Annotated in this window: 15 protein-coding genes; 6 read left to right on the top strand and 9 right to left on the bottom strand. The window is 61.9% G+C overall.

The features are described 5' to 3' along the window. Positions 1-60 precede the first annotated feature (60 nt). From AC2ETI_RS03535 to AC2ETI_RS03545, 3 genes are all read left to right on the top strand, one after another. Positions 61-1,068 carry an iron-siderophore ABC transporter substrate-binding protein gene (locus tag AC2ETI_RS03535; protein ID WP_030244629.1) on the top strand — a complete coding sequence of 336 codons (1,008 nt, stop codon included), beginning with the start codon at positions 61-63 and terminating at the stop codon, positions 1,066-1,068. An 81-nt stretch (positions 1,069-1,149) separates the two neighbouring features. Beyond that, on the top strand, positions 1,150-1,383 hold the full coding sequence (locus tag AC2ETI_RS03540; RefSeq protein WP_019747974.1) for a hypothetical protein: 234 nt from the start codon (positions 1,150-1,152) through the stop codon (positions 1,381-1,383). Positions 1,384-1,480: 97 nt separating this feature from the next. After that, complete coding sequence (locus tag AC2ETI_RS03545; protein ID WP_080910454.1) at positions 1,481-2,662, top strand: RtcB family protein; 1,182 nt, start codon at positions 1,481-1,483, stop codon at positions 2,660-2,662. 65 nt (positions 2,663-2,727) lie between these two features. Here the strand turns inward: AC2ETI_RS03545 and AC2ETI_RS03550 are convergent, their stop codons facing one another. The 6 genes from AC2ETI_RS03550 to AC2ETI_RS03575 form a co-directional block, all read right to left on the bottom strand. Further along, positions 2,728-3,033: a DUF2469 domain-containing protein gene (locus tag AC2ETI_RS03550; RefSeq protein WP_003942715.1), complete on the bottom strand. Its 306-nt coding sequence runs from the start codon at positions 3,031-3,033 to the stop codon at positions 2,728-2,730. Between the two features lie 37 nt (positions 3,034-3,070). Next, a complete protein-coding gene (locus AC2ETI_RS03555) occupies positions 3,071-3,751 on the bottom strand; it encodes a ribonuclease HII (RefSeq protein WP_019747972.1) in 681 nt (226 codons plus the stop codon). 50 nt (positions 3,752-3,801) lie between these two features. Then, positions 3,802-4,605, bottom strand: coding sequence for a signal peptidase I (lepB, locus tag AC2ETI_RS03560; protein WP_024487347.1), 804 nt, complete (start codon positions 4,603-4,605; stop codon positions 3,802-3,804). A 55-nt stretch (positions 4,606-4,660) separates the two neighbouring features. Next, positions 4,661-5,002 (bottom strand): 50S ribosomal protein L19, encoded by a 342-nt coding sequence (gene rplS, locus AC2ETI_RS03565; RefSeq protein ID WP_003942791.1) that lies wholly within the window; start codon positions 5,000-5,002, stop codon positions 4,661-4,663. 89 nt (positions 5,003-5,091) lie between these two features. Next, on the bottom strand, positions 5,092-5,979 hold the full coding sequence (locus tag AC2ETI_RS03570; RefSeq protein WP_003942742.1) for a hypothetical protein: 888 nt from the start codon (positions 5,977-5,979) through the stop codon (positions 5,092-5,094). 104 nt (positions 5,980-6,083) lie between these two features. Continuing rightward, positions 6,084-8,417 carry a Tex family protein gene (locus tag AC2ETI_RS03575; protein WP_446696075.1) on the bottom strand — a complete coding sequence of 778 codons (2,334 nt, stop codon included), beginning with the start codon at positions 8,415-8,417 and terminating at the stop codon, positions 6,084-6,086. 75 nt (positions 8,418-8,492) lie between these two features. Here AC2ETI_RS03575 and AC2ETI_RS03580 point away from each other — a divergent pair, with 75 nt between their 5' ends. Then, a complete protein-coding gene (locus tag AC2ETI_RS03580; protein ID WP_042951510.1) occupies positions 8,493-9,479 on the top strand; it encodes a serine hydrolase in 987 nt (328 codons plus the stop codon). A 26-nt stretch (positions 9,480-9,505) separates the two neighbouring features. On the opposite strand, the gene rffA is transcribed toward AC2ETI_RS03580, so the two are convergent. Next, on the bottom strand, positions 9,506-10,648 hold the full coding sequence (gene rffA / locus AC2ETI_RS03585) for a dTDP-4-amino-4,6-dideoxygalactose transaminase (protein ID WP_021343913.1): 1,143 nt from the start codon (positions 10,646-10,648) through the stop codon (positions 9,506-9,508). Next, on the bottom strand, positions 10,638-11,624 hold the full coding sequence (locus AC2ETI_RS03590) for a glycosyltransferase (RefSeq protein WP_021333052.1): 987 nt from the start codon (positions 11,622-11,624) through the stop codon (positions 10,638-10,640). The genes rffA and AC2ETI_RS03590 overlap by 11 nt, the downstream gene beginning before the upstream one ends. Before the next feature lie 172 nt (positions 11,625-11,796). On the opposite strand from AC2ETI_RS03590, the gene AC2ETI_RS03595 reads away from it, so the two are divergent. Beyond that, positions 11,797-13,995 carry a hypothetical protein gene (locus AC2ETI_RS03595; protein WP_483633575.1) on the top strand — a complete coding sequence of 733 codons (2,199 nt, stop codon included), beginning with the start codon at positions 11,797-11,799 and terminating at the stop codon, positions 13,993-13,995. Further along, the gene (locus tag AC2ETI_RS03600; RefSeq protein ID WP_020969332.1) at positions 13,992-14,438 is read left to right on the top strand and encodes a GtrA family protein; all 447 of its coding nucleotides are present in this window, start codon (positions 13,992-13,994) and stop codon (positions 14,436-14,438) included. The genes AC2ETI_RS03595 and AC2ETI_RS03600 overlap by 4 nt, the downstream gene beginning before the upstream one ends. A gap of 5 nt (positions 14,439-14,443) precedes the next feature. On the opposite strand, the gene AC2ETI_RS03605 is transcribed toward AC2ETI_RS03600, so the two are convergent. Then, complete coding sequence (locus tag AC2ETI_RS03605) at positions 14,444-15,022, bottom strand: TetR/AcrR family transcriptional regulator (RefSeq protein WP_019747964.1); 579 nt, start codon at positions 15,020-15,022, stop codon at positions 14,444-14,446. Positions 15,023-15,077 lie beyond the last annotated feature (55 nt).

Consider the following 15,077-nt stretch of genomic DNA (forward strand, 5'->3'; position numbering starts at 1 on the left):
GCGACCAGTTCAGCACTTCACGCGGAACTCAGATCACTTCGCCCACCACTTCGAAGGAGCATGCACGTGCCCTCACGTAGCACCCGAATCCTCGCCGCCTTATTCACGACGGCCGCGATCATCGGGTTCTCGACCGCCTGTGGAACCTCGCAAGGCGTCGACACCGCATCAGCGACCCAGAGCAACGACGCATTCCCCGTGACGATCGAGCACGCACAGGGGTCGACGACAATCGATGCCGAACCGCGGCGGGTAGTGACACTCGGATACACCGATCACGAACCACTGCTCGCCTTGGGAGTCGAACCCGTAGGCATGGCCGAATGGTGGGGGTCCGGCATGGATGAAAGCTGGCCGTGGACGAAGAATTACTGGAAGGGGAAAACTCCGACCTACATCAACAGCGGCGGAGACTTCAACTTCGAGCAAATCGCCTCCCTCGCACCAGATCTGATCCTAGCGCTGTACGCCGACATCGACACGGAGACCTACAAGAAGCTGACCTCGATTGCGCCGACTGTCGCGCAGAGCAAGGACTACGACGCATACACAACGCCGTGGACCGACATGACACTCACCGCCGGGCGCGCCCTCGGCAAAGAACCACAAGCTCAGCAACTGATCGCGGATACCGAAAACGCGTTTGCCACCGCTCGCGCTGCACACCCGGAGTTTTCCGGGCAAACCGCAACGATCGTCAACCTCGACACTCCCGAGGGATACGTGTTCTCGTCGCACGACCCACGCGGCATCTTCCTCTCGTCACTCGGATTCACCCTCCCCCCGACGGTCGACGCATTCGTCGGCGACCAGTTCGGCGACTGGCTGCCGAACGAGCGATACGACATCCTCGAACCCGTTGATCGTTTGATCGTGATGGCCGATCCGGAGGGAGAGAAGGCCCTCCCCGGCAACACTCTCTACCAGCGGCTACCCGCTGTGAAAAACGGAAATGCGATAGTCGTGCGATACACCGCAGATCCACCCGTCGGCGCGGCGATGTCCGGCAATACCGTCCTGAGCATTCCGTACGCCATCGACCAACTGACCGCCACATTGTCGAAGTAACCAACAATTCCAGGTATCGAAAATATGTTCGAATGATGCTAGCCTCAAACCAGGAAGCACTCACGGACATCGAGGATCACCATGGACGAGGTACCGGAGACAGCGCTGGATCTTGCACGACTCGATCTGGCTCGGCTGGTCGACGAGTTGACGGTTCTCGACCAGCGACGCGTCGACATCGGCGAGAGCTTGGTTCAACTCGAGTACCTCTACGCCAGGATGGGCGCACGGCAACAAGCAGATGCTGCCCGAAAAGCCTTCCAGGAGAAGTACGTCGGACGAATCTACGAACTCGCAGACGGTCTGCGCACCTGAAAAGAGGTTGCACACAACCACTGACGGAGCGCATGGTCATTCCTGCACGACACACCGGACCGATCGGTTCGGCTGTGAACTATGTGGGAGAAATCTGATGGAGAAGATCACCAAGAGGCTGTGGAACTGGGCATCGATACTCGACGAGAACACTCGCGAGCAAGCGCTGCGCACGTCCCAGATGCCTTTTGTCCGTCCACATCTGGCACTTATGCCGGATGCGCACCTCGGTGCGGGAGCGACGGTGGGTTCGGTCATTCCGACGGAAGGCGCAATCATGCCCGCCGCCGTCGGAGTCGATATCGGCTGCGGAATGATTGCGGTCAAAACCCAGTTCAGCGCACGCGACCTTCAAGGCCGCGACCTGAGCGTTCTTCGCCACAGCATCGAACGCTCCGTTCCGCTCTCGGCAGGTGTCTACAACAAGACGCTGAGCGACACGGCGCAAATCCGCATCGCAGAACTCGAGGCAATGGCGGGCGATCGCCTGGCCTTCTACGACAAGTTCAAGAACAACTGGAGGTTTCAGCTCGGAACGCTGGGTTCTGGCAACCACTTCATCGAGGTGACGCTCGACGAGAGCGACGGCGTCTGGCTGTTCCTGCACTCGGGCAGCCGCGGTATCGGAAACAAGCTCGCACAGCATCACATCAAGATCGCCAAGGACTTGTGCGAGCGGTGGTACATCAACCTTCCCGATCCGGATCTTGCCTACCTGGTCGAGAAGACGCCCGAATTCGACTCGTACATCGCCGATCTCAACTGGGCTCAGCACTTCGCTCTGCTCAACCGCGAAGAGATGATGGACCGCGTCGTGAAGGACTTCGCGCACTTCATGGGTGACGGCAAGCCCGCGATCATCGACGAAGTCGAGCGGATCAACTGCCACCACAACTTCACCCAGAAGGAGTTCCATATGGGCCGGGGTGTGTGGCTGAGCCGTAAGGGTGCGATCAAGGCAGACGAGGGCACGCCCGGGCTCATCCCCGGTTCGATGGGGACGGCGAGTTACGTCGTTGTCGGGAAGGGAAACGTGCCGTCGTTCAAGTCCAGCCCCCACGGCGCGGGTCGGGTGTACGGACGTAACCAGGCACGCAAGACCTTCACCATCGAAGATCTCGACAAGGCGATGGTCGGCATCGAATACAAGCGTTCCGCGGCGTTCCTCGACGAGATCCCGGGTGCGTACAAGGACATCGACGTCGTGATGGACGACGCGAAGGACTTGGTCGAGATTCGACACACGCTGCGTCAGATCGTGAATGTCAAGGGCAACTGACCCCGCGCAACTCCGCGAAATGCGAAGTGCCCCGCCGATATCGGCGGGGCACTTCGTTGTCAAGATCAGTCAGGAAGGCGCAGATCCGGCTTGTCCAGCTCTTCGATGTTGACGTCCTTGAACGTCACGACGCGTACGTACTTCACAAATCGCGCCGGGCGGTACATGTCCCACACCCAGGCGTCGGACATCCGCAGCTCGAAGTAGATCTCCCCGTCTGAATTGTGGGGCAGCAACTCGACCGTGTTGGCCAGGTAGAAACGTCGTTCGGTCTCCACGACGTAGGAGAACTGTCCGACGATGTCCCGGTATTCACGGTAGAGCGACAGCTCCATCTCGGTTTCGTACTTCTCGAGATCCTCGGCACTCATCGGTTTAGCCAGTCCTCCCAGTTCGTCTGAACGTCCATCATCCCGTACGGCCCGCGCGTTGTTCCAACCGGACTCCCGCAGCCACCACGTTTGCGTAGGTCATGCGATGCTCGGGGCACGGCCCCAGCTCGTCGAGAGCGTCCATGTGCAACGGCGTGCTGTATCCCTTGTGAATCGCGAAGCCGTATCCGGGATGAGTGTCGTCCATCTCGGTCATCACACGATCTCGGGTCACCTTCGCGAGAACGCTCGCCGCGGCGATACATGCAGCGGCGCCGTCACCGCCGATAACTGGTAGCGACGGAGCCGTCAGACCCGGAACCCGGAACCCGTCGGTGAGGACGTAGCCCGGTTCGAGATCGAGGCCCGCGACTGCGCGACGCATCCCCTCGATGTTGGCGACGTGGATACCGATCTGATCGACTTCCGCAGCGGGTACCGAAACGACACTCCACGCCAACGCCAAGCGCTTGATCGCCGGGAAAAGCTCCTCGCGCGCACGTTCGGTCAGCTTCTTCGAATCGTCGAGCCGTGCCAGTGCCGCTTGCGGTTTCGGCGCCAGGACACACGCGGCAATGACGAGTGGACCAGCGCACGCTCCGCGCCCGGCTTCGTCGACGCCGGCGACCGGACCGAGTCCGGTTCGCGCCAACGCAGACTCCATCGTCCGCAGACCTGCCGATCTGCGAATGACAACGCGAGGGGGCCAACTACTCACTGTCTCTGCCTACTCGAAACTACGCGAATCCATGTGTGCGGTACGACAACTCAATTGCCCTGAATATCAGGCGCATCGATGCCGCCCATTCGCGACGGGGGAAGAACGATGAATCGAGCTTGACCGATGATGTTGTCGATCGGGACGGTTCCCTGGAACTCGTCGTCGACGTGGTAGCGCGAGTCGGCGGAATTGCTGCGGTTGTCACCCATGACCCACACGTGGCCCTCGGGAACGGTGATCGGTCCGAAGCAGCGGCCCGACTTCAATTCGGTGTCACACGTTTGCGTTCCCGGAGTGAACGGGAAATCCATCTTGATGTACGGCTCGTCGAGCGGCCTGCCGTCGACCAGGACTCGGCCCTGATCGTCGCAGCATTCGACGGTCTGGCCGCCGGTAGCGATCACTCGCTTGACCAAGTCGTTCTCGTCCGGCGGAACGAGGCCGACCCACGAACCGACCTCTTGAATGCCGCGGACGACAACGTTGTCGGACCGATTGGACACATATTTCGTGTTCCACGAATCGGGTCCCTTGAAGACGACGACGTCGCCGGGTTCCGGATCGCCGAAGCGGTATCCGATCTTCTCCACCACGATGCGGTCACCGGTACATCCCGCACAGCCGTGCAGTGTCGGTTCCATCGACTCGGATGGGATGAGAAAAACTCTGAAGACAAATGCCTGAAGGACGATGCTGAGTACCAGCGCTACGCCGATCAGAACAGGGAGTTCTCGCAGGAACGATCGCTGTTTCTTCTGCGGCCGATGTGAGGTCGGTTCCGCGGAACCGCTTGATCCCTCGTGATTCTCGGGTCCGGACGACAATGCCTGCTCCTTCGAAGAATCTGCCACAGAAACCAGATTAGCCCGACACCGCGCGTACGCGGTGCCGGGCTCATCGGAAAGATCAGCGCTTTTCCTTGATCTTCGCCTTCTTGCCACGAAGCTCACGGAGGTAGTACAGCTTGGCGCGACGGACGTCACCGCGGGTCAGAACCTCGATGGAGGCCAGCGTGGGGCTGTGAACCGGGAAGGTGCGCTCGACGCCGACGCCGAAGGAGACCTTACGGACGGTGAAGGTCTCGCGAACGCCGCCGCCCTGGCGACGAATAACGACGCCCTTGAAGACCTGCACGCGCTCCTTGGAGCCTTCGATAACCTTGACGTTCACGTTGAGCGTGTCGCCGGGACGGAACTCGGGGATGTCGTCGCGGAGCGACTTTTTGTCCAGGAAGTCCAGGGTGTTCATATGTCATCCTTGTATTTCGCAGGAGCAGAGGAACCGAGCGGCACGCGTTTCGGTCTCCCGAAACGGCGCTCGTCTGGTTCGTGCCCAGATCAAGTGCTGCTGCCTGGTCCAGGCAACCCGTCCATTGTGCCAGACGCGGACACCAGCGGGGAAATCGGTGGTGGCGGGGCCGCGTGGATGGTGTGGTCCAGTTCCTGCTCGGCCGCGGTCATCGCATGCTCGACGCTCGGTGATCCGGCAATGAGATCCTGGACGTAGATCTTGGCCCGGATGACCGGTCGACGCCATTTCCGCTCACGCTCGAGCGCGCGGTTCATCCGTTTCGGCTTGCGCGTGTACCGCCAGCGAGCCCACGGTGCACCCGGCCGGCTCAAGCGAACCGCTCCGATTACCAGCAGCGGAAAGACGAACAGGCCGACGAGCCCCGTCCATATCTTCCCCTTGAGAATCACGATTGCCGCCAAGGCGAAGTTGATCAACGCGACAAAAACGAAGACCAATTTGATCCACGGATCTCGTTCTTCACGGAATCCGGCGACGTCGAGCAATTCGAGGGGGCGGAAACCCAGCAGCACCAGACCGGTCACGGCGATCGCGACGAAGACCGCATCCACCGAGGTCCGACCTTGTTCGGACCAGTACACATCCTTCAGATAGAAGATCAGTGCGAACTCGTCGAGCACCAACGCCGCACCCATACCGAAGATCGCCGCCAGGACGGCACCGGTGGTCTGCGAACCATCGACGTAGACCGCGATCAACGCACCACCGGAGATCATCATGGCGATCACACCGAACACGACGTGATGCACATGCTGACCTCCGGGCGCGATGTTGCCCGGCCACCATTTCACTTGCGCGCGGATCATCCGGACGCTGAGACGGATGAAGAGGAACGCAGAGAGGAACCCGAGCAGGAAGAACAGCAACGGCAATCGGCCATGGGCGATGATCTCGCGCTCGAGCCACTCCCGCATCACTGTCCTCCCTTCACCGAATTCATGATCCGGCCCTGATCGGATTCATACCGCCAACCGACTCGATTGTGACGATACGGACTTCGAAAACCCGGCGGACGGATTTACTTGCCGAAGCCCGCCTTGCGCAGAGCCTCAGCCATCGACCCGGCAGCAGGCGCGCGGTTGTCCGGACGCGACTCGCGTCCACCCTGACGTCCGCCATTACCTCGTTGCTGCCCCTGACGCTGACCCTGCGGCTGGCCCTGACGCTGAGGTTGCCCACCTCGCGGGCCTTCGGACTTGCGGGGTGCGCCCACCTCGTCGTCGAGACGAAGCGTCAGCCCGATGCGTTGGCGTGCCTCGTCCACTTCGAGGACCTTCACCTTGACGACGTCACCTGACTTGACGACCTCGCGTGGGTCCTTGACGAAGTTGTGTGACATAGCCGAGACGTGAACCAGACCGTCCTGATGAACTCCGATGTCGACGAAGGCACCGAAGGCTGCGACGTTGGTGACCACACCTTCGAGAGTCATACCGGCCTTGAGATGCGCGACTTTCTCGATGCCTGCGGCAAAGGTCGCGGTCTTGAATTCGGGTCGTGGATCTCGTCCCGGCTTCTCCAACTCGGAGATGATGTCGGTGACGGTCGGTAGACCGAATCGCTCGTCGACGTAGTCGGACGCCTTGACCGATCGAAGTGCCTGCGAGTTTCCGATCACGGTGCGCACGTCCCCGCCGGCACTGGCAACGATCTTGCGAACCACCGGATATGCCTCCGGGTGGACGCTCGACGCGTCGAGAGGGTCGTCGCCGTCGGTGATCCGCAAGAAGCCTGCGCACTGCTCGAAAGCCTTGGGTCCCAGTCGGGAGACGTCCTTGAGTCCCTTGCGGGACTTGAACGGACCGTTCTGGTCCCGATGGGCGACGATGCTCTCCGCTAGGGAACCTGCGATTCCGGACACCCGAGCGAGAAGTGGCACGGACGCGGTGTTGACGTCGACGCCGACCGAGTTGACGGCATCCTCGACGACGGCGTCGAGGGAACGTGAGAGCAGCGATTCGGTGATGTCGTGCTGGTACTGACCGACACCGATGGACTTGGGATCGATCTTGACCAACTCCGCCAACGGATCCTGCAGGCGACGCGCAATGGACACCGCGCCGCGAATCGAGACGTCGAGGTCGGGAAGTTCCTGCGACGCGTAGGCCGAAGCCGAGTACACCGATGCGCCTGCCTCGGAGACGACGATCTTGGTCAGGTTGGGCGCGCCGGTCTTCTTGATCAGTTCGGTAGCGAGCGTGTCGGTCTCGCGTGAGGCCGTGCCGTTGCCGATGGCGATCAGTTCGACGCCGTGCTTGGCGACCAGCCCGGCAAGCGTCGCAAGCGCCGCGTCCCACTTGTTCTGCGGCTGGTGCGGGTAAATCGTCTCGTATGCAACAACTTTGCCGGTTCCGTCGACGACGGCAACCTTCGTTCCGGTGCGAAATCCGGGGTCGAGTCCCATGGTGGGTCGGGCGCCGGCGGGAGCCGCGAGGAGTAGATCCTTGAGATTGGTGGCGAAGACGTCGACGGCGTCCTTTTCGGCCGACTGCCGCAGACGCATTCGAGTGTCGATACCGAGCGTGACGGCGAACTTCGTCTTCCACGCCCACTTGACGGTGTCGAGAAGCCACCCGTCGGCGGCCCGACCACGGTCGGCGATCTCGAACCGCGACGCGATGCGGCCTTCGTAGACCGTGCGCTCCCCCGGCGCGAGTTCTTCGGTGTCGGCCGCCATGTTGAGCGAAAGCACTTCTTCCTTCTCTCCGCGCAGGACGGCGAGGATGCGGTGCGAGGGCAATTTGGAGAACGGTTCCGAGAACTCGAAGTAGTCAGCAAACTTCGAGCCATCGGTTTCCTTGCCCTTGCGGACCGATGAGACGACCTGGCCGCGACTCCACATCAGCTCGCGCAATTCACCGACCAGATCGGCGTCCTCGGCGAAGCGCTCCACGAGGATCGACCGGGCACCGTCGAGTTGCTCGTCCGAATACTGCGCGGGATCGGTGGTGGGATCTCCGATGAGAGCGTCCGCGACGGGCTCGTGGCCGGCCTCGCGGGCGATCTGCGCCTTGGTGCGCCGCTTCGGCTTGAAGGGGAGGTAGATGTCCTCCAGCCGCGCTTTTGTCTCGGCCAGCATGATCTGACCGCGCAGTTGATCGTCGAGTTTGCCCTGAGAGTCGATCTCCGTGAGCACGGCGTCACGACGGTCGTCGAGCTCGCGGAGATACCGCAGCCGCTCGTCCAGGAGTCGCAACTGGGCGTCGTCGAGCGTGCCGGTGACTTCCTTGCGGTACCGGGCGATGAAGGGCACCGTGGCTCCGCCGTCGAGAAGGTCGACTGCTGCTGCAACCTGGCCTTCGCGGACGTCGAGTTCCTCGGCAATGCGCTGGTTCACGGTCTTGAGAATCACGAGATCCGACCCTACCGCTATCCTGAGACAAGAAGATCGGCAACAGTGCCGTGTCAGGGCTACCGGGGGAAACAGATGAGTACGCGGTACGTCCGGATTGCCGCAATGGCGGCCGCAGTTACTTTTGCGGCTTCGTGCAGCGGCGGACAGAACCCGGATGATTCGATGCAGACCCCCGCCTTCCCCGACACCAATGTTCCGGTCGCGGAGACTCTCGACGGCCGACTGGCTCAAGCTCAGGTGGCGGCGCTCGGGCGTGGTGCGGACGTCTCCATCGCCGTCCTCGATCGATCCTCGGACAAGTACCTCGATGTTGCCGGCGACCAGCAAATCGAAACTGCCTCGGTGGCAAAACTTTTCATCGCCGAGGATCTCCTCCATCAGGACGCTCGCGGCGAGCGGCCCATCACGGACGACGATCGCACCCTCATGGCGGCAATGCTCGAATCCTCCGACGACACCGCAGCCAACCTTCTGTGGGACGAGGTCGGCGGTCAGGAGGTGATCACCCGGGTTGCCGAGCGTTACGCACTGACCGCGACGACGCCGCCGTGGGACGGAATGTGGTGGAACACCGAGACCACGACGCACGACCTGGTCACTTTCTACAACGGCGTCCTCGACGACTCCGACCAGCTCGGACCTGAGCGGGTCGAGCAATTCGTCGAGTACCTGCGGCAATCCACTCCAGAAGGAACCGACGGCTACGACCAGAGGTTCGGATTGCCCGAGGCCTTGTTCGGCGAGCCGGTCATCGGAGTCAAGCAAGGCTGGATGTGCTGTGTCGAGGACAAGTGGATCCATCTGTCCACCGGCATCGTCGGTGACGACAACCGATACATCATCGCAATCGGTTCGCGAGAAGACGTCCAGTACACGGACGAGGACAGCTTCTATCCCGACACCTCGTTCACCGACGCCGTCGACGACGAAAGCGCACTGCACGCACGTGACACGGTCACCGGCGTCACACAGATTCTCTTCCCGAGCGGAAGCATCGACGACTGGGCGGCGGCATCCACGACCGCGGATTCGGTGATGCCCGAAGCTTCCGGGCCCTGATTCGATCCACGCGGTCGTGTTCGTCCTCAAGCCTGCTTGTACTCGAGGACCGAACCGATGACCCGTTCCTGTTGTTCGGACGTGAGCATGGGCCACAGCGGCAGTCGAAGGATCGACGCGGAGAACTCGGCGCTACGCACACACGGCTCCGGTGTTCGTCCGTAGCGCACACCGGCCGCACTCGTATCGAGCGGAATGTAGTGGAACGGCGCCACGATTCCGTCGGCGGCAAGATGCCGAATCAAGCCGTCGCGGCTCTCTTCGGTAGGCATCTTGAGATAGAACAGGTGCGCGGTGTGCTCGCGATCATCGGGAACCGCCATGGGAACGACACCGTTCTCGGACGCCCACTCGCCCAGACTCACGCTGTAGGCATCCCAGACGCGATGCCTGGCCGCCTGAATCGCGTCGAACTCCGAGAGTTGTGCGTCGAGGACAGCGGCATTGAGTTCACTGGGCAGATAACTCGACCCGATGTCCTGCCACGAATACTTGTCGACCTGGCCGCGCAGGAAACGCGCACGGTCGGTCCCCTTCTCACGGATGATTTCGGCGCGGGTCATCAACTGATCGTCGGAGAGCAACAGCGCGCCACCCTCACCGCAGTGAACGTTCTTGGTGTCGTGAAAACTCTGCGTACCGATAGTTCCGATGGTGCCGAGCGCCCGCCCGCGCCACTTTCCGCCGAGCCCGTGAGCGTTGTCTTCGATCAACGCGACACCGTGGAGTTCCGCGAGGTCGAGGAGAGGTTCCATGTCGGCGGCGACTCCGCCGTAATGCATGACCAGTACTGCTTTTGTTCGTTCCGTGATTGCCGCTGCGACGCAGTCGGGATCGATATTGCCGGTACTCGGATCGATGTCGACGAAAACAACAGTGGCACCGCGCAACGCGACGGCGGTTGCCGCCGAACTGAACGCGAAGCTCGGGACGATCACCTCGTCACCTGGGCCCAATTCGAGTAGCAGCGCACCCAATTCGAGTGCGTGCGTGCACGAGGTCGTCAGCAGAGCATGCGTGGATCCGGTGATCGCTTTGAGTGCTGCAGTCGCGGACTTGGTGAAACGTCCGTCACCGTGAATGTGATCGGACTCCAGAACCGTTGCCAGATTCGACAATTCGTTCGATGCCCGATAGGGGCGGGAGAAGATGATGCGATCAGTGCTCACGACTACGCCGATCGATCGAGGTTCCGGGCCGCGGTGAATCGACAGTCAGATACAGAGGCTTTCCGACAAGGACGTGCAGTGCCACGCCAAGGTATTCGGCGATGAGACCGAGCGAGAACAGGATCGCACCCGAACAGACCAGCAGCGCCATGATGATCGACGCCCATCCTTCCGGGTCGTTGTTGTCACCGGTCATGGCTTGGACGAAGATCACCGCAGCCATGATCACACCGGCCGACGCCAGGGTGACCCCGAGCAGACTCACCAGTCGCAGACCGCGTGTTCCGCTACACAACACCATCTTCCAGAACAACGAGAACAAACGGCGATAGTTGTACCCCGATTCCTCGCGGCCTTCCGCTCGAAGTGTCACCGGCGCAGAGGCGGTATTGCCGACGACCCACGTCAGCGCGACGTCCAGATACACGCCGTTGGCGGCGACGCCGGCCAACTGTCGGCCGATGTCACCTCGGATCAGGCGGTAACTTTCGAATCTCGTCGAATCAGGGAACGCGAATACCGTCGCCAAGACGATCTTTGCACCGCGCGAGGTCAGGTTCCGCAAGAATCCATGCGGGCGGGTGTTCGTGGGTTTGGAATACACGAGATCGGATCGCTCCGTCAGCGCGGTGTCGAGGAAAGCCCCGATGTGCACCGGGTCGTGCTGGCCGTCTTCGTCCATCGTCACGATCCACTGGCCACGTGCAACGGCCATACCGGCGATAGTCGCCGCGTCCTGGCCGTAGTTGCGACTGAGCCACACGACACGCACCTGATCGAAACGGCGCTCCAATTCGAGTAACACGACGTCGGAACGGTCCGGACCGTTGTCGTGAACCAGCACGATCTCGTCGACGGTGAACTGCGCTCCACCGGGCGTCGAACTCGGTGCGCACAGGCCGTCCAACTCCTCGACGAGCGCCGTGATCGTCTTTTCGCCCTGATAAACGGGCACTACGACGGAAATCGAGTGCACTCGCTTCCACTCCCTTCAGGGGGCTCGACTGGCGCCGAGAGACAGGCACGATCGGGCCCACACCGTCGCGAACTTTAACACGCAGAGATGTCCGGACTTCGGATGCCGACGGCGCGTGATGCGCTCGCGTCTCCGCGCGCCCCACCTGCCCTGTTAAGGTCTGGAACTCGTGGTGGAAACTCGCACTCTCGCCCGGGCAGACGTGTACAAGTGGGGCGCCGTCACGGCGGTCGGTGTCATCGCCGGCTACCTGGCCGTGGTGCTCGCGAACGCTCGTCACTTCTACACCGACGACACCGAGTCCCAGTACGCGCCGCTGTGGGTCATGCTCGGCCGTAGCCTGCGAGAAGGACACCTGCCGGTACTCGTCCCCGAGAACTGGATGGCGGGCAACTACGCGATCGAGGAAGCGGGCCTTCTCAATCCGCCACAACTTCTGATCGACCTGATCGCACCGTCCTTCGACAACCTGGCGCTTTACGCGACGATCGTGAAATTGATCTTCGCGATCATCCTTGCGCTGGGCGTCTATCGGATCTGCCTGGAGTACGGCTCGAAGCCCACATGGGCTGCGGTCGCCGGAGTCTCGATTCCGTTCACCGGTTTCCTCCTCTTCTTCGACTCGGCCAGTTGGATGACAGCCTTCACCGGCACTGCCTGGATGGTGCAGGCGTGGGCCTCGGCAATCCGCTACGCCAGAGGCAAGAGCGGTCCGATCCCGACCTTCGTGTTCTTGTATCTCGCGATGTCGGTCCAATATGTTTTCCCCGCAGTCGAATCCGGCTTGATGATCGTCGCAGTCGCGATCGGCGAAGTTGTCTATCAGCGGCGTTGGCTGCCGTCGCTGCGGCTATTGGCGGTGTCCGCGTGTGCCGCCCTCGCCGGTCTCGCGACGTATCTACCGAGCCTGCTCACCGCCGACGTCACCTGGCGCGGTGCATCCGAAGTCAAGAACGACGCTTTCCTCGCCGTTCCCTGGTCGGAATCGCTGAACGCGAGCCTGCCGAGCACGATGCCCGCGTTCTCCTCGTGGTGGGGATACATCCAGACCATGCCCATGGTCTACGTCGCGTGGTTCCTCATTCCGGCTCTGGCATTCATCGACTGGGGCAAGGCACGCGCCGCGGCACGTGAATTGACCGCCGTCGGGATCTTCACGGTCGCCGTCCTCATGTGGACTGCCGGGCCGAGCACGATCGGCCCACTGCGGTGGCCCGCGCGCGTGCTTCCGATGGTGGCCATCGGACTCCTGCTTCTGGTGTGCATCCTGCTCGGGCGTTACGCCACGACCGACAAGTTGCGCGGACGCTGCGTTGCAGCGGGAATCCTCGTGGGCCTGCTTTTGATCAGGTCCGCCTCGGCAGCTCCCGGGCTCGCGAAATGGCATGTGATCTCAGCCCTGGTCGTTGCCGCACTCGGCGCTGCGATGGTGTGGCTGGGCCGCACCAAGGGCACCGCGCTCGCATGCCTGTTGGCAATCGCCGCGGTCTCCCCCATCGCCTACGCCCAGGTTCGGGCCGCGCAACCAACCCCAATGAGCTGGGACCTGCCCGAATCCCGCTCGGAGATGAAAGAGGCCTTCCCCGACTTCGAAGGCACGACACTGCAACTGGGCGACCGTGCACTCATCGCACCCGGGGACAAAACCCTCGACGGAGCGTACGGTTCCCTGGCTTTCGGCAACTACCCCAAAGACCTCGAACTGACCTACACCAGCGGCTACACCCCCAACGGGCACTTCTACTTCGGTGATCTGCTCTGCATGCGCTGGGACATGAGCGTCTGCCCCGACGCCTTCCGACGGGCATTCACCGTCGAACCCACCACCGGCCGCACCATCGTCGACCTGATGAAGGTGGACCGCGTCGTACTGCAGAACGCCCTCTACCCCGACGCACGTAAGAACCCGGCCCCCGACGGGTGGACATGGGTCGACTACCCCGGACACGAGAACTACATCTCCGTGCTCGAACGCGTCGACGGCCCCGTCTCGACACGAAACGGCCGCATCGCCGATACCCTTGGCGTCGAAGCTGTTTCGACCGCGGAATCGAACATGTCGAGCACCCTTCGTGTCAGTTCGGAGACCGGCGGCAAGGTTGTGTTCGCACGGCTCGGCTGGCCCGGGTATCGAGCTAGCCTCGACGGTCAGCCTGTCCCGATCGACGTCGTCGCGAAGTCCTTTGTCACCGTGGACATCCCAGCCGGGACGAAGGACGCTGAACTTGTCCTCACGTGGCGACCCCCGGGATGGAAGGTCGGCGGCGCTTCGATGGTCGCCGGAATCCTCGGCCTCGGCGTGCTCGAGTGGATGTATCTGCGGACACGACGCAAGGACCGGATCAACATCGTGAAAACCGAGTCTTCATGACCGAAGACATCGCATCACCCGAGAACCCCGGCCCACTGCTGCGGGTGGTCAAGCATCAACCCATCGCGTTTGCCATTGTCGGAGTGGCCAATACGGCGATCGGATACGGGCTCTTCGTGATCTGGTCACTGATCCTCGACAACAAGGATCTGTATCAAGTGGCTGTGATCGGTGCGTACTCCATCAGCGTGCTCATCGCTTTCGTTCTGCATCGGACGTTGGTTTTCCGCGTCCGCGGACATGTGGCACGCGACCTGGGCGCGTTCATCGTCGTCAATTCCGGTGGCCTCGTGCTGAATCTGATACTCGGAACGATCGCGGTGTCGATTCTGCATGCCCCGCCGCTTCCCGCCCAGGCGGTTGTCATGTTGATCGTTGCCGGGGTGAGTTTCTTCGGTCATCGATACTTCTCGTTCCGCCGCAAACCTGCCGAGCGGCACTGACCCTTCTACGATTCGCGGGGTAGCGCTCGATCCACCGCGGCCTCGACGATCGTACGAATATCTTCCTCCCCGAACAGGTTCGGCAATGTCAGTCGATCCAGTACGAGCCAGTTCAGCGACAAATAGAGCAGGCGAACGGTCATCGCATCACCCGGCACGCCCGACGCCAGATGATTGGCTACGTTCAGATCGAAGTCTTCTCGAATACGGACGGTCAGGACCGCTCGCAGGTCCGGGCGACGCACCGCCTCCAGCCGCAACTCCATGAGCGCGAGGAAACCCGCTCCAAACGAGGTGACCCGCTCGACCACGTCGAGCATGAGCGTCACCAGTCGCTCACGATCGGTGCCGTTGACGGGATCGATCAATCCCTCGAGGTCGTCCGGAATCAGTCGCTCGTAGATCCGGCCACCGGCTTGCGTGAGTAGGTCGTCGCGATTGGAGAAGTAGTTCGACGCTGTCCCGTTCGGCACGGCTGCCTGGGTGTCGACGGCTCGAAAGGTCAAGCCTCGAGCACCCTCTCGGGCCAACACCTCGATTGCCGCGTCGATCAGGGCAAGCCGTCGTTCCGGGTTCTTTCGCACTTGACATCACTCCTGACACGGCCCTAAGTTGAACCACTACAAACATAGTACTACG

Source organism: Rhodococcus sp. MurmanLake-1 (assembly GCF_056945715.1).

Coding starts and splice junctions, on each gene's coding strand:
- AC2ETI_RS03535 (WP_030244629.1), top strand. CDS start 61: ATGCACGTGCCCTCACGTAGCACCCGAATCCTCGCCGCCTTATTCACG.
- AC2ETI_RS03540 (WP_019747974.1), top strand. CDS start 1,150: ATGGACGAGGTACCGGAGACAGCGCTGGATCTTGCACGACTCGATCTG.
- AC2ETI_RS03545 (WP_080910454.1), top strand. CDS start 1,481: ATGGAGAAGATCACCAAGAGGCTGTGGAACTGGGCATCGATACTCGAC.
- AC2ETI_RS03550 (WP_003942715.1), bottom strand. CDS start 3,033: ATGAGTGCCGAGGATCTCGAGAAGTACGAAACCGAGATGGAGCTGTCG.
- rplS (WP_003942791.1), bottom strand. CDS start 5,002: ATGAACACCCTGGACTTCCTGGACAAAAAGTCGCTCCGCGACGACATC.
- AC2ETI_RS03570 (WP_003942742.1), bottom strand. CDS start 5,979: ATGCGGGAGTGGCTCGAGCGCGAGATCATCGCCCATGGCCGATTGCCG.
- AC2ETI_RS03580 (WP_042951510.1), top strand. CDS start 8,493: ATGAGTACGCGGTACGTCCGGATTGCCGCAATGGCGGCCGCAGTTACT.
- AC2ETI_RS03600 (WP_020969332.1), top strand. CDS start 13,992: ATGACCGAAGACATCGCATCACCCGAGAACCCCGGCCCACTGCTGCGG.